At 70.4% G+C, this 12,526-nt stretch carries 14 protein-coding genes and 2 pseudogenes; 10 read left to right on the forward strand and 6 right to left on the reverse strand.

Features of this window, described 5'->3' with window-relative positions; genetic code table 11:
• Nucleotides 1-942: 942 nt before the first annotated feature.
• On the forward strand, nucleotides 943-1,413 hold the full coding sequence (locus TR50_RS41205) for a DUF8842 C-terminal domain-containing protein (RefSeq protein WP_042435426.1): 471 nt from the start codon (nucleotides 943-945) through the stop codon (nucleotides 1,411-1,413).
• A gap of 537 nt (nucleotides 1,414-1,950) precedes the next feature.
• Here TR50_RS41205 and TR50_RS50300 read toward each other — a convergent pair.
• The 3 genes from TR50_RS50300 to TR50_RS41215 all read right to left on the reverse strand — a co-directional run bounded on the left by TR50_RS50300 (nucleotide 1,951) and on the right by TR50_RS41215 (nucleotide 4,082).
• Nucleotides 1,951-2,337 (reverse strand): DUF5808 domain-containing protein, encoded by a 387-nt coding sequence (locus tag TR50_RS50300; RefSeq protein WP_042435429.1) that lies wholly within the window; start codon nucleotides 2,335-2,337, stop codon nucleotides 1,951-1,953.
• 32 nt (nucleotides 2,338-2,369) lie between these two features.
• On the reverse strand, nucleotides 2,370-2,528 hold the full coding sequence (locus TR50_RS47460) for a hypothetical protein (protein ID WP_160311285.1): 159 nt from the start codon (nucleotides 2,526-2,528) through the stop codon (nucleotides 2,370-2,372).
• An 849-nt stretch (nucleotides 2,529-3,377) separates the two neighbouring features.
• Nucleotides 3,378-4,082 (reverse strand): TetR/AcrR family transcriptional regulator, encoded by a 705-nt coding sequence (locus tag TR50_RS41215; RefSeq protein WP_042435434.1) that lies wholly within the window; start codon nucleotides 4,080-4,082, stop codon nucleotides 3,378-3,380.
• A 149-nt stretch (nucleotides 4,083-4,231) separates the two neighbouring features.
• Between TR50_RS41215 and TR50_RS48010 the strand changes: the two genes are divergently transcribed.
• The 8 genes and pseudogenes from TR50_RS48010 to TR50_RS50505 all read left to right on the forward strand — a co-directional run.
• Nucleotides 4,232-4,831, forward strand: coding sequence for a hypothetical protein (locus TR50_RS48010; RefSeq protein WP_063775261.1), 600 nt, complete (start codon nucleotides 4,232-4,234; stop codon nucleotides 4,829-4,831).
• Nucleotides 4,832-4,890: 59 nt separating this feature from the next.
• Nucleotides 4,891-5,064, forward strand: a complete 174-nt coding sequence (locus TR50_RS45115) for a CsbD family protein (protein ID WP_084701891.1) — start codon at nucleotides 4,891-4,893, stop codon at nucleotides 5,062-5,064.
• A 114-nt stretch (nucleotides 5,065-5,178) separates the two neighbouring features.
• Complete coding sequence (locus TR50_RS41225; protein WP_042435437.1) at nucleotides 5,179-5,520, forward strand: hypothetical protein; 342 nt, start codon at nucleotides 5,179-5,181, stop codon at nucleotides 5,518-5,520.
• A 69-nt stretch (nucleotides 5,521-5,589) separates the two neighbouring features.
• Nucleotides 5,590-5,763 carry a hypothetical protein gene (locus TR50_RS41230; protein WP_042435440.1) on the forward strand — a complete coding sequence of 58 codons (174 nt, stop codon included), beginning with the start codon at nucleotides 5,590-5,592 and terminating at the stop codon, nucleotides 5,761-5,763.
• 192 nt (nucleotides 5,764-5,955) lie between these two features.
• On the forward strand, nucleotides 5,956-6,429 hold the full coding sequence (locus TR50_RS41235; protein WP_042435443.1) for a hemerythrin domain-containing protein: 474 nt from the start codon (nucleotides 5,956-5,958) through the stop codon (nucleotides 6,427-6,429).
• Nucleotides 6,430-6,810: 381 nt separating this feature from the next.
• Nucleotides 6,811-7,818, forward strand: a complete 1,008-nt coding sequence (locus TR50_RS41240; protein WP_439654284.1) for an acyl-CoA desaturase — start codon at nucleotides 6,811-6,813, stop codon at nucleotides 7,816-7,818.
• A gap of 22 nt (nucleotides 7,819-7,840) precedes the next feature.
• A pseudogene (locus TR50_RS50500) lies at nucleotides 7,841-7,978 on the forward strand (SRPBCC family protein); the annotation flags it as partial.
• Nucleotides 7,979-7,987: 9 nt separating this feature from the next.
• Nucleotides 7,988-8,110, forward strand: a pseudogene (locus TR50_RS50505) (TIGR02391 family protein); the annotation flags it as partial.
• A 694-nt stretch (nucleotides 8,111-8,804) separates the two neighbouring features.
• Here TR50_RS50505 and TR50_RS41255 read toward each other — a convergent pair.
• From TR50_RS41255 to TR50_RS41265, 3 genes are read right to left on the reverse strand one after another with little or no spacing between them, the layout of a single operon-like run.
• On the reverse strand, nucleotides 8,805-10,070 hold the full coding sequence (locus tag TR50_RS41255) for a multidrug effflux MFS transporter (RefSeq protein ID WP_063775262.1): 1,266 nt from the start codon (nucleotides 10,068-10,070) through the stop codon (nucleotides 8,805-8,807).
• A 3-nt stretch (nucleotides 10,071-10,073) separates the two neighbouring features.
• The gene (locus tag TR50_RS46375) at nucleotides 10,074-10,718 is read right to left on the reverse strand and encodes an NAD(P)-dependent oxidoreductase (protein WP_042435453.1); all 645 of its coding nucleotides are present in this window, start codon (nucleotides 10,716-10,718) and stop codon (nucleotides 10,074-10,076) included.
• A 23-nt stretch (nucleotides 10,719-10,741) separates the two neighbouring features.
• Nucleotides 10,742-11,494 carry an MBL fold metallo-hydrolase gene (locus tag TR50_RS41265; RefSeq protein WP_042435456.1) on the reverse strand — a complete coding sequence of 251 codons (753 nt, stop codon included), beginning with the start codon at nucleotides 11,492-11,494 and terminating at the stop codon, nucleotides 10,742-10,744.
• 80 nt (nucleotides 11,495-11,574) lie between these two features.
• Here TR50_RS41265 and TR50_RS41270 point away from each other — a divergent pair, with 80 nt between their 5' ends.
• Nucleotides 11,575-12,204 carry a winged helix-turn-helix transcriptional regulator gene (locus tag TR50_RS41270; protein WP_042435459.1) on the forward strand — a complete coding sequence of 210 codons (630 nt, stop codon included), beginning with the start codon at nucleotides 11,575-11,577 and terminating at the stop codon, nucleotides 12,202-12,204.
• The last annotated feature ends 322 nt before the right edge of the window (nucleotides 12,205-12,526 follow it).

A 12,526-nucleotide genomic window follows, 5' to 3' on the forward strand; every position in this document is an offset into this window, starting at 1 on the left:
TCTGCCCGGGCCCCGAACCGTGACGGAGCCGACATGAACCGCCAGAACGCGGCCTCAGGCCAGCTCCAGGCCGCTGGCCGACATCGTCGCCCGATCGCCCCCGCAGGTCGGCGTGCCCGCCGCACTGGGCGCGGCCGGCGCGCAGGTGGAAGGGACGACGGGGAGACGACGGGGCCCTTGGCGATGACCGCTACGACGGTCGCTCTGCTCTGGTACGACCAGCGCGTGACGTTCCGTGCGGTCGGCCCTCGCCAACACGCCCGGGCCCGAGCAAGCCTGAACCCCACGATGTCGCCTCGGCCGGCCGCGCCGGCCAGGAGGATGAAGGCCGTCACCGTCCCGTCGGCTGGGCATGTCGCAGGAGAGCATCCGCGCCGAGGGCCGCCCTGCACATGGCGACCGGACAGCCCTCACGGGTGGCACGCCGTCAGACTATCGGCGGCTACTTGCAGACGGTCAAACACCGGGCTTCACGCACGCTTTTGTCGCGGGGCGGCCTGGTGAGCGACCGACACCCCGTGGGCGCCTCAAGCGCCCGAGCGGGCCGGTCAGCTCGCGCAGAGTGCCAGCAACGCACGCGGACGTCCGTTGTATGCCTCTGCACGGGGGACGGGCGCTGCTGCGTGCGGGCGCGTCGCCCGCACGCAGCAGCGCCGGGCGAGAGGATCTCGGACATGGCTCGTGACCTGCCGCCCACCCACGGAACCCTTCAGCGCGAAGACGGGCAAACAGGCGCACGGACCGATCCCGGAAGCTCCCGGAAGGCGGCCGAATGATCTTCCTCCCCATCCACCGCGGCAAGGGCTGCGCCGTTCTCGGCGCGCTGGCGACGGGACTGCCAGGACCGTTCGGCACCTGGACCTGGGGAGACCAGGAAGAGCAAGACGAGGAACCGGCTCCCGCCCCGGCCCCGCCCACGGCACCCTCCGGACCGGCGGCGTGATGGGTTCGCCCGAAACCGTCCGTGACCTGGCCGCCGTGCTCATTGAGGGGATCACCGCCGCGATGGTTTGGCACGGCCGCACGCCGTGGCCCACGCTGATCGCCGAACTCCCCGCCCGCGGACAAGGACAGCTGGCGCCCCTGGTCCGGCGGGGCTTCACTACCGCCGTCGACCTGCACCAAGCCCCCCGCGAGGCGCCGGGCTGGTCCGTACGGCTGCTCCTGCGCACCTCCACCCTCGCCCGCGCACAGCTCTCGGGCCCAAGCGGCCCGATCACGGACAAGAACGCGCTTTCGTTGCCGCCGGGCTTCCTCGAGGCGGTCGGGCACCTGGGGCAGACCGTGCTGTACCTGGGTGAGGTCAACCTGTCCCAGTGCCCGGCCGACGACCAAGCCGGGAGACTCGCCGCGCTGACCACCGCCGCAGCACAAGGACACCTCATCGGTGCCCGCTGCCCCGCCCGCACGTAGAGGGACAAACGCCGGCCGCCCGCTCACGCGACCCAGGCCCGGCCACCTCGGTGAGGGGAAAGCTGAATAGTCCAGGCATGGAAGGAGGCGTGGATGGATCGCGCTTCCCGCACCGGCAGCGCCGCCGACCCGCGCCTGCGGCAGGCGCGGCCGAGTGGGTGAGCGTCCAGGCCGAGCTGACCGCAAGCCGACCGCTGGGTGAGGTGCGGGACGGGAAGCCGCAGCCCGCTCGATGGCGGTGCGCGACCTGCTGGAGGCCCTGCCGGGAGTGGACCGGATCCACCCCCTGCAACTGCTGCGCGCCCTTCACATCGGCGAGCACTGCACCGTCAGTGAACTCAGCGACCGCCAGCGGCAACGCCTGCGGCAGTTGTTCCCGCCCTCGACCGCAGCTTCAGCACGGCGGCGACCCACGCGCCCCAACGACGCGGGATCTGACAGCCCGCCGTCGGTGCGAGGACCCTTTCCGGACAGCTGTGCTTACTCAGCCCTTGTAGGCGGCGGCGAGGACGGCAATCACGATCGGCGCCGCGAACATCAACTAGGCCACGGGGAGGCGAAATTCAAAGTGCGGCCGAAGCCCATTCGCTTGGGCACCAGTACGCGCCGGTCGTCCGGGCTGACGTAAGACTGACCCACCTTCCAGTGACGATCATCGTCGTCCCAGCTCACCGCCGTCGCCTCCAACTCGCCACACCTCAAGCTATCGGCCCTCGGCCGGCACCTACACCGGGTCGGCGCGAGGCCGACCGACGTGTTCACCTGGCCGGGCACCCGCCTGGTGCTGCAGATCGAGCGGTCCACGCCTCGGGGCGCTCCGGTGACGGCACGGTCGTACTCACCCAACTCGGCTTCCCGGCCGCCCCGCTGCCGACGGAAAGGACTCGCGGCGCCGCACGCGAAGGCCACCGCGAGCGTCGCCATGGAGGTCTCCCCCGTGAGCTGGCGCCCATCGGCTAGCCGTCGGTTGATGGAGGCTCGTTCGCGTCACCGTCCTCGTCATCGCCCTTGGCGCGGACGTCCTTCGGGGTGGGTGCTGTGATGTTCCGCTGCTCTGCGGACCGCTCCCGTTCCTCGTCGACCTGGTCGTTGTCACGCTCGTCGGGGGTGCTCATGACCCCATCCTGGCCCCGGGGCGGCCGAATTCCGGGCAGACACGTGGGCAGCCCAGCAGCGAAACCCGGCTGGTCCCCTGGCGGTGCTCGGGCGCTGGGGGGACCAGCCGGGCGCGGGCCGGGGCTGGGGTTAGGAGCGGCCGCGGCCGGAGAGCAGGTCGCGGACCCGGTCGACCAGCCCGGTGCCGGGGGCGAGGAGGCGCGGCCCTCGCCATGTCCGGGGACGACGGTGCCGCCCGCAAGGTAACAGAGCAGGTCTTCGTCGAGGCCTGGCATACCGCACCGTCCCTGGCCGCTGATTCCGGCTGCCCGCTCAGCCGGCTGATAGGGCTCGCAGACCGAGTCCTGCGCGCGCACACCGATCCGTGTCTCCGCCGCAACGGCTCCTACTGAAAGGTGGTGCCAGGCCGGTACCCCCGGGACAGACGAATCCGCCGTTGTCAACTGCGCCGACCGGCGGACATCGAAACCCCGGCGCCACTACCCGATCACACGACAGTGTCCAACGCCGATCGTCAGCGCTGATGCTGGAAAGGTTCCTGACGCCACGGCTCATGGGAGGGGACCCGAACACGCCAGGGCCAGTTGCGGACCGTCCGGGTGGGCCACGAAGGGCGGGAACTGGCAATCTACGGCGGGATCCCACCGGCGGGTGGACAACCTCGCCGAGATGTTGGGAAGGCGCACGGGCTTGAGGGTCTGGCGGAGTTCTGCCGCTGCGCCGGCCTGGACGACCCCGCCCGCGGCGTCGAGTTCGTCACCTTCGCCCCGCCCACCATCACCGGCGAGATGAAACGCTTCTTTTCGCTCCCACCCGCCGCGGGCGACTGCCCGGGCAGCGGTGGGCTGCTACGTGGCGGGTGTGGTGGTGGTGAGTCCGGTGAGGAGGATGTCGAGGCCGCGTTCGAGTTCGGCGGTGCCGTCGTAGGTGGCCAGGGTGGTGGCGAGGCCGCGCAGGTGGGGGAATTCCTTGATCGGCAGTCGGTGCAGGCCCAGGCGGAGCAGGTCGTCGGTCTCGTCGGGGTTCTCGACGATCTCCTGGAGTTCGTTGAGGACGTGTCCGTGCAGGAATCCGAACAGGGCGCGGTAGATGTGCAGGGCGTCGGCGCCGGTGAAGCCGGCCCGGGTGAGCAGGGCCAGGATGTCCTCGAGCGGGCGCAGGGTGCCGCGGGGGCGCAGGGCCAGGGGTGTGGCCAGGGGGCGGGTGACCAGCAGCGGTACGACGTGCGGGTGGGTCAGGGCGAGGTGGCGGAAGCGGTGGGCCACGGCGCGCAGTTGGGCTACCCAGTCGGGGTCGGTGGGGTCCACGGTGAGCTGGGCCAGGACGGTCTCGGCGATGCCGTCGAGCAGGGCGGCCTTGTTGTCCGCGTGGCGGTACAGGCTCATCGGGTCGCGGCCCAATGCCCGGGCCAGGGCGCGCATGGAGAGCTTCTCGACCCCGTCCCGGTCCACGATCTCCAGGGCGCAGGCCAGCATCCGCTCGCGGGTCAGCTTGCCGTCCGGATGCGGCTCCGCTTCCTCCTGCAGCGCGCGACCGGCTGGGGACGCATCCATGCCAAGCACCTTCCTTCTCGTCGCGACGGGCCCGCCAGCGGGTGGAAGGCCGCGTGCTGCAAATCAGTAGACCTACGGTGTAGACATCAGTCTAGCCAAGGAGTTAACTGTAGGTCTACGGCGTATGTCCCTTTTGGGAGGAAAAGGTCATGATCATTATCCTCGGACTCATCATCCTCGTCGTCGCGGCGATCGTGGCCGTGGCAGGAATCTTCGGCAATACCGGCAGCGCCCACGCCGTGAACGGCGCGTTCTCGGTCTTCGGCCACCACCTGAACGGCTCCACCGGAACACTGTTCCTGTTCGGCATCATCGTCGGCGCCGCCGCCATGCTGGGCCTGGGCCTGCTCCTGACCGGCGCCCGCCGCACCTCCCGCCGCGGACTTGCCGCCCGACGCGACCTGCGGCACTCCCGCCGTGAGACCGCCGCCGTCGACAAGGACCGCGAGGCCCTGGCCGGGCAGCGCGACACGGCCCGCGCCAAGACGGCGACCGTCGCCCAGGAACGCGACGACCTGACCCGGCAGCGCGACGATCTCGCCGAAGAGCGGGACGACCTCGCCGGACAGCGCGAGAACCTGCTCAAGCAGCGCGAGGACCTGCTCGACCGGGACGCGCGCCTGCGCGCCACGCCGACCAGTTCACGTGCCGTCCCGGACCGCTACGCGGCGGACAGCCACCCGGCCCCCTCGGACGAGGAGCAGCACCGCAAGGAGAACCCGTTCGGAAATCGCCCGGCCTCCCTTTGAGCCCGTCCGGGCCTCCAGGCGCCAGTCCCCAAGAAGCAATCCCGCGAGGGGAAGCAGTCATGAGCGTCAGCAAGAAGGCCGCGCACAAGGCCGAAACGGTCAAGGGCGGCGTCAAGAAGGCCGTCGGCCGCGCCACCGGCGACCGGTCCCTCGAGGCCGAGGGCCGCGCCGACCAGGCCAAGGGCGACACCAAGCAGGCCGGAGCCAAGGTCAAGGACGCCTTCAAGCACTGACCGGCGCCCGACCGGCAACCTGCCGCGCCGTCACTCGGGCGGGCAGGGCACCACGCCAGCCGCGGGGCCGGGGCCGGCCCCCGCCGGCAGCCACATCGCGAAAGAGGAATCCGCATGAACGACATCTGGGGCTACCGCCCCGCCGCCCGGTACACCGCCGGCACCGACCTGACCGGCTACCAGGTCGACGCGATCGACGGCCACGTCGGGAAGGTCGACGACGCCACCGACGACGTCGGCTCCGCGTTCATCGTCGTCAACTGCAAGCCGTGGCTCTTCGGCAAGCACGTGATGCTGCCCGCCGGCACCGTCACCCTCGTCGACCACAGCCAGGAGACGATCCGCGTTGCCCTCACCAAGGACCAGATCAAGAACGCGCCCGAATACGACCGCGACGCCCACAGGGACGACACCGGCTACCGCACCACCCTCGGCAGCTACTACGGATCCCGCTGAGCATCCGGGCCGGACGCTCGGAGCCTGAGACCACGCGCCCGCACAACAGAGGGAAAGGAGGTGTTCTCCATGGTTCTCCTGATCGCTGTTCTTCTCCTGGCACTGATCCTGGGCGGCGCCGGGTTCGCCCTGCACGCCCTGTGGTGGATCGCGCTGGTCGTCCTGGCCGTGTGGCTGCTCGGCTTCGTCTTCCGCGGCGAGCGCGCCGGCGCCGACGGCCGCAGCCGCTGGTACCGCTGGTAGCCACAGCGGGCAAGGCAACCGAAAGCCCGGCAGTCCTCCGTCCGGCCGTTGGTGCCGGACGAGGGCGGCTGAATTGCTGGATGAATCAGACGATTCCGGGTGAATCGACCTCCGGGATATGGGTAGGCGCGAAGACATCCGGGCCCGTGTCGACGGGCCCCAGGGACCCGCAGAACAAAGGAGATGCCTCGTATGGATGCGATCGTGCTGCTCAAAGACGACCACAACACGGTGGAACGGCTCTTCAAGGATTTCGAGAAGGCAGGCGACCGTGCGCACAAGACCAAGCGGGACATCGCCGACGAGGTCATCGAGGAGCTGACCGTCCACACCTGGATCGAGGAGAAGATCTTCTACCCTGCGGCCCGCGCGGCCGTGCCTCAGACCAAGGACCACGTCCTGGAGAGTGTCGAGGAGCACCACGTCGTGCTGTGGATGCTCTCCGAGCTGACGGGGCTCGACCCGAAAGACGAGCGCTTCGACGCCAAGATGACCGTTCTCATGGAGAACGTGCGCCACCACGTCGAGGAAGAGGAGCAGGAGTGGTTCCCCCAGGTGCGCTCCGCCATGGGCCGCAACCGCCTGGTCGAACTCGGCGAGGAACTTGCTGCGGCGAAGTCCACCGCTCCGCGTGACCCGCTGAAGGTCCCCAGCGCACACGAGTAGCCCGCCACCCTGGTGGGCGACGCGGCGACGGCGCCGAGTACGCAGAGCGGTCCGGTTCGAAGGAGCTGCGGCAGGGCGGGTTGGTTCGAGCATTCACCACCTCGTATCTGCACGCCGCCTGACCGGACGACGGCGAAGTCGACACCGCGCCCCCGGCCTCGATCCCACCCACAGCGCTGACGGTTCGCCAGGCTCGAAGTCCCATGGCCGATCCGATCCGCGGCGGTTCCAGTTCCTGCACGGGATTCCGCGCTAGTCTGGAACCAAAGGCACCCTCCGGAACGCGATCCACTCGGCTGGCGCGAGTGAGACCTCCCCGACGGTGTCCCCCTGCTGCCCCTGACCCTGGCTGCGTCGCATTCGAGACAGCCAGGAGTGCCCGTGTCCACCACCGAACAAGCAGCATCGACACCACCGCCCACTACGGTGACGGCGAGCGCACCGCCGCGGCCGGTCTACACCGGCACCGAGCCCTTCCCCGCGACCCGAACCACCCCCGACCAGCAGCCGCCGGGCTGGCAAGTGGCCGTCACAGCGATGATCGTGGCGTTTCCACTCCTGGCGGTCCTGTTGGCGGGCTGGGCGTCGTGGGGGCAGCTGATCGGCCCGCTCGACATCGCCCTGGCTCTGGCCCTCTACATCTTCACGGGCCTGGGTATCACCGTCGGCTTCCACCGCTGCCTGACCCACGGCAGCTTCACGGCCACCCCGACCCTCAAAGTCGTGCTCGCAGTCGCGGGGTCGATGGCGTTCCAAGGCGACGTGATCACCTGGGTCGCCACCCACCGACGCCACCACGCCTTCACCGACCGGCCCGGCGACCCGCATTCGCCCTTCCGCTACGGAACCACCCTGCGCGGCGAGCTTCGCGGCCTGGCCCACGCCCACGTCGGCTGGCTGTTCACCAGCGACCCGACACCGGCCGAGCGGTACGCCCCCGACCTCCTGGCCGACCGCGCCATGCGCAGGGTATCCGCCGCCTTCCCCGCCCTGTGCGTCCTGTCGCTCGCCCTGCCCTTCGGCCTGGGCTGGGCCATCGGCGGAACACTCCACAGCGCTCTCACGGCCCTGCTCTGGGCAGGCCTGGTCCGCGTCACCGTGCTCCAGCACGTGACCTGGAGCGTGAACTCGCTGTGCCACATGATCGGCGAGCGCCCGTTCCGGACGCGCCGTCACGACCGCGCCACCAACCTGTGGCCCCTCGCCCTGCCGTCCTTCGGCGAGAGCTGGCACAACCCGCACCACGCCGACCCCACCTGCGCCCGCCACGGCGTCGACCCTCATCAGGTCGACCTGAGCGCAGCCGTCATCCGCCTGCTGGAACGGGCCGGCTGGGCCACCAACGTGCGCTGGCCCACCCCGGCCCGCCTGGAAGGCCACCGCCTGTGAACCCTCCGATCGCCGCCACGCCCAGGTGCCGGACGCGCGCATCGTGTGGACCTCGGAAGGCGGCAAGGGCAGCACCCGCGGCACCGCGAGCTTCCACGAGCTCACGCCCAACCTGACCCGCATCGTCCTCGTCGTCGAGTACTACCCCGCGGGCTTCTTCGGATCGTTCTTCGCAATCCGCAACCCCGCCGCACACGAAACGGGCGAGTGGACGGAGCACGAGTCACTGGAACTACTGGCCACCCTCAGCGTCCTTGCCCGCCTCATCGACAGCTGCCAAGTGTCCAGATAGGGAGATCCTGGGCCGCTACCTGTTCAACATCACCGCCAGCGGCCCCGGCCAGGGCCTGCGCCCCTTCCGCGACCCGGACGCGCCCGAGGACGGTGACGAGCAGGAGTAGCCCCGGTCAGTCCGTCTCGAAGGCGTCCCGCAGGTGCGCGGCAAGGAGTTCCGCGATGCTGTCCAGGGCGTCCTTGATGGCGAGGTGGTCGGCGCCCCTGATCGTGGCGTCCAGCAGCTCGCTGTACGCTCCGCACGGTGGTCCAGCCCCTCTTCGGACTGCGGTAGTCCTCTTCGCCGAGGGTGACAGCTGATGGTGCGGCCGACCGGCAGGGACAGCTGGAGTACGGTCTCGCCGGCCACGGCCTGCTGAACACCGGGCAGGTCGAGATCCCGCTCGGACGTGGGGGCGGCGAGCTGGTCGTTGTTCTGGAGCGAGGCCCAGTGGGCGTGCGCGTAGCGCAGGGCGTCACGCAGCTTGCTGGCCAGGTCCTCGGCCATCTCGACGTGACGTTCCTTCTCGTGCCCGTCGAGGAGGCCCGGTGTCCTATCCCTGACGGCCCTTTACGAAGGCGGGCAGCTGCAGGGATGCGAGCAGGTGCCCAGATGGGCGGGGACGCGTTCCACGCGTCGCTGCACCCGACCGTCGTCGTACGTCTGTCACGCTGATCGCGGAATCACCCTGTTCGCCAGACGCTGGCCCGATTCACTGGATGCCGGCTCGTCTGCGATCGATGTGCCGGCGCGGTTGCCGGTGCCCGGCAGGTCCTTGGCGGGCCGGCCTGCGAGTGCGCTCACCGGGCATCGACCGGGTGAGGACGCCGAGTGTGAGCAGAGCGAGCGCCGGCAGTACGGCGACGATGATTGCCATCGGCAAGGCGTCGGTGGGGCCACCCGCGCCGGCCAGCGGAGCAAGTGCCCCGCCGAACATGAACTGGCTGAAGCCGAGCAGAGCGGCGGCCGACCCGGCGTGTCCGCCGTGGTCGGCCAGGGTCTGGGCCGCGGCGTTCGGCATGACGAGGCCCACGCTGGAGACCGGGACGAACAGGCCGATCAGGAGCACGGGCAGGGGTGCCCGTGTCAGTACCGCGCCCAGGACCGTGGTGCCACCGGCTGTCGCGGCCAGCAGACCGGCGAGCAGCAGCACGCGGGCGCCGGCCCGGGCCACCAGCCGGCCGCTGATCTGGGCGGCCGCGATGAGTCCGGCGGCGTTGACGGCGAACACGGCGCTGTACTGCTGCGGTGACAGGCCGTGGATTTCCTGCAGGACGAACGGCGAGCCGGAGATGTAGGCGAACATCGCCGCGAAGACCAGGCCGTTGGCCAGGACGTACCCGGTGAAGACCCGGTCGCTGAGCAGCTGCCGGACGACAGCCAGCAGCGGCTGGCGTGACGCGGAGGGCCGGGTCTGCGGCAGTCCTGCGGCGGAGGCCGCCAGCATCACGGCGCCGAGTACGGCCAGGGCCACGAAGATCCCCGGCCAGCCTGTGACGCGCAGTAGCTGGCCGCCGAGGACCGGCGCGAACACCGGCGCCAGGCCGGTGATCAGGGTCAGTGCGGAGAAGAGGCGTGCGGTGCGGGTTCCGGAGGTGCGGTCGCGGACCATGGCGTTGGCGATGACGATGCCGAACGCCCCGCCGATGCCCTGGACCAGGCGTAGGCCGACGAAGGTCCGGACGTCGGGTGCCACCGCGCAGAGCGCGCTGGCGATCGTGTAGAGGGCGAGGCCCGCCAGCAACGGACGCCGCCGGCCGTAGGTGTCGCTCAGCGGCCCGGCGATCAGTTGCCCGATGGCCAGCCCGGCCAGACAGGCGGTGATGGTGAGCTGGGTGGCCGCGGCGCTGGCGCGCAGGTCGCCGGCGAGGTCCGGCAGTCCGGGAAGGTAGCCGTCGATGGACAGTGGTCCCAGGGCCACGAGCGCTGCGAGCAGGACGATGACTTGGGTGTGCCGGCCGGCGGCGTCGTTGCTCATGGCTCAGTACGCCACGGTGATGCGGCGGCGGATCGCGGTGCCGTTCTCGATCGTGTCGGCCAAGGCGATCGCGTAGTCGGCGTACGAGATGCGGCTGTTGCCGTCGTCGTCGGTGAGCAGGGTGTCCCCGGCGCTGCGGTAGGCCCCGGTCCGCTCGCCCGCTGCGATGACCGCGGCGGGCGACACGTACGTCCAGTCGAGGTCGTGCACGCCGCGGTAGAGGTCGAGCGCTTCGGACTGGGCCTGGGCGTTGGCTTTCCACAGCGCGGGGAAGTCCGGGTCGTCCATGACCCGGGTGCCGGTCGGCGTGCGCAGGCTACCGGCACCGCCGATGGTGACCAGGCGGGTGACGCCGGCTCGGCGGAGTCCGTCGATCAGCGCACGGGCGGCACCGACGATCGTGGCGCGGTCGTTCTCCTGGCCGATCCGGGGGCCGACGGCCGACAGTACGGCGTCGTGGGAGGCGGCGAGGCCGGCGACCGCGGCGGCGTCGGTGACGTCACCGGTGGTCACGGTCAGGGCCTTGTGCTTGAGTCCGTCGACGTGGCCGGCTCGGGTGACCGCGGTGACGGTGTGGCCGCGACGCAGGAGTTCCTCGGTGGTGGGCCGGCCGATGTTGCCGCTGGCACCGAACAGGACGATCTTCATGTGTTGCTCCTTGTTTCTGATGGTCACAGGACGGGCTGGCCGTCGGCGATGATGGCCGCGGTGATGCCGCGCTCGTTGGCGGCGTGCTGGAAGCGCTGCTCGATGTCGGGTTGTTCGGTGTAGAACGGCGGGTTGTGGAACAGGCCGTAGTGCATGGCGCAGACGGTGCCGGCGCCGAGTGCGACGGCGGCCTCGACGCCCTGCTCGGGGGTCATGGTCGCCGGGACGTTGGCCGCGTAGCCCTCGAAGTGGGCGATGACGCCGTTGACCGGGACGAACGCGACGTCGAACGGGCCGTGGTCGCGGGCGATCTGCCACCAGCTGCCGTGCCACTGGGTGTCGCCGCAGTGGATGACCCGCCGGCCGGTGCCTTCGACGACCCAGGCGACCTGGTCACAGTCGTTGCCGCGCCAGTCCAGCGAGGTCACCGGGGTGACGGTCAGCGCTCCGATGCGGCGTGACTGGCCCAGGTCCTGGGCAACGGGGGTGATGCCCGCCTCGTGCAGCGCCGCCGCGCTCGGGGTGTGGCAGCCGATCGTGCCGGTGGCCGCGATCCGGGCGATCAGGTCGTGGTCGTAGTGGTCGGGGTGCAGGTGGGTGATGAGGGCGTGGGTGCCGGGCGGGGTGTCGACCGGGTCGACCGGCCGGTGCGGCGGCCCCATCACCGGCGCCAGCGGAGCGACGTTCTCGAGCGGGTCGATCAGCAGGCGGGTGTCGCCGAGACGGATCTCGATGCCGGCCCAGGCCAGCCGACGCACGGAAAGGGTGGGGGTCATGGCAGCGACGCTAGACCGACGTTGTTGAGAAAGTCAACAAGAGAGTTTTGAATCTCAACGTCACGATGTAGGGTGGTGGCATGCGCACCTACGGGCAGTACTGCGGCATCGCGAAAGCACTGGACACCATCGGCGACCGATGGACCCTGCTGATCGTCCGTGAACTGCTCGCCCTGGGTCCTTGCCGGCACACCGACCTGCGCAACGGGCTGCCCGGGATCGCCAGCAACCTGCTGGTCGACCGGCTCCGCGAACTCGAGGAAGCCGGCCTGATCCACCGCGAGGCCGCCCCGCCGCCAGTGGCCACCACCCTGTTCTCCCTCACCGAGCGTGGCCGCGCGCTGGAGCCGGTGCTGCAGGAACTGAGCCGATGGGGAATTCCGCTATTGCGTGAGCCGGCCGGCAGCGACACCTTCCGCACCCACTGGCTGGACATGCCCGCCCGGGCACTGACCGACCACCGCCCCGACCAGCCGGCAATCGCCCTGCAACTGCACGCCGACGGCAACGAAGACCTGGTCATCGAAGTCAAGGACGGCTCGGTGCACACCCACGCCGGCCGGGTCGACTACCCCACCGCGTCCCTGACCGGACCGCCGCACCTGCTGGCCGCGACCCTGCTCGGCGACCTCGATCTGAGCGCCGCAGCACAGCAAGGCCTGCGGCTCAGCGGCGAACACGAGGCAGTACTGCGCATCCTGCCCCGCTGAACGACCGGCCGCTCGCGAGACTGCGACCTCAAGCTCTACCGAGTCTGCGCCGGTCTCAAAAACGGTCCTTTGCCCGAGCAAGATCAAACATGATGCCCCGGCGGGCGCGAAGTGCCGTTCCGGTTCGCAGAACTCGTTCTCACTCCGCTGCGCGAATTCGGGGGCGTCGAGACCCTGCTCCGCGTGGCCGTGACTCCGGTGCCGTGCCCACGGTGCGGGCCGTATCGCGATACGGCTGCTGCACCCGACGGTGAGCGCGGCGGTGGGGGCCGGTGGGAGCAAGAGCCATGGTGGTCTGGTTTGTCGAAGCTGAATTCATCGA

Source organism: Streptacidiphilus anmyonensis (genome assembly GCF_000787855.1).
GTDB lineage: Bacteria > Actinomycetota > Actinomycetes > Streptomycetales > Streptomycetaceae > Streptacidiphilus > Streptacidiphilus anmyonensis.

Coding starts and splice junctions, on each gene's coding strand:
- TR50_RS41205 (WP_042435426.1), top strand. CDS start 943: ATGGGTTCGCCCGAAACCGTCCGTGACCTGGCCGCCGTGCTCATTGAG.
- TR50_RS50300 (WP_042435429.1), bottom strand. CDS start 2,337: ATGGCGACGCTCGCGGTGGCCTTCGCGTGCGGCGCCGCGAGTCCTTTC.
- TR50_RS47460 (WP_160311285.1), bottom strand. CDS start 2,528: ATGAGCACCCCCGACGAGCGTGACAACGACCAGGTCGACGAGGAACGG.
- TR50_RS41215 (WP_042435434.1), bottom strand. CDS start 4,082: ATGGATGCGTCCCCAGCCGGTCGCGCGCTGCAGGAGGAAGCGGAGCCG.
- TR50_RS48010 (WP_063775261.1), top strand. CDS start 4,232: ATGATCATTATCCTCGGACTCATCATCCTCGTCGTCGCGGCGATCGTG.
- TR50_RS45115 (WP_084701891.1), top strand. CDS start 4,891: ATGAGCGTCAGCAAGAAGGCCGCGCACAAGGCCGAAACGGTCAAGGGC.
- TR50_RS41225 (WP_042435437.1), top strand. CDS start 5,179: ATGAACGACATCTGGGGCTACCGCCCCGCCGCCCGGTACACCGCCGGC.
- TR50_RS41230 (WP_042435440.1), top strand. CDS start 5,590: ATGGTTCTCCTGATCGCTGTTCTTCTCCTGGCACTGATCCTGGGCGGC.
- TR50_RS41235 (WP_042435443.1), top strand. CDS start 5,956: ATGGATGCGATCGTGCTGCTCAAAGACGACCACAACACGGTGGAACGG.
- TR50_RS41255 (WP_063775262.1), bottom strand. CDS start 10,070: ATGAGCAACGACGCCGCCGGCCGGCACACCCAAGTCATCGTCCTGCTC.
- TR50_RS46375 (WP_042435453.1), bottom strand. CDS start 10,718: ATGAAGATCGTCCTGTTCGGTGCCAGCGGCAACATCGGCCGGCCCACC.
- TR50_RS41265 (WP_042435456.1), bottom strand. CDS start 11,494: ATGACCCCCACCCTTTCCGTGCGTCGGCTGGCCTGGGCCGGCATCGAG.
- TR50_RS41270 (WP_042435459.1), top strand. CDS start 11,575: ATGCGCACCTACGGGCAGTACTGCGGCATCGCGAAAGCACTGGACACC.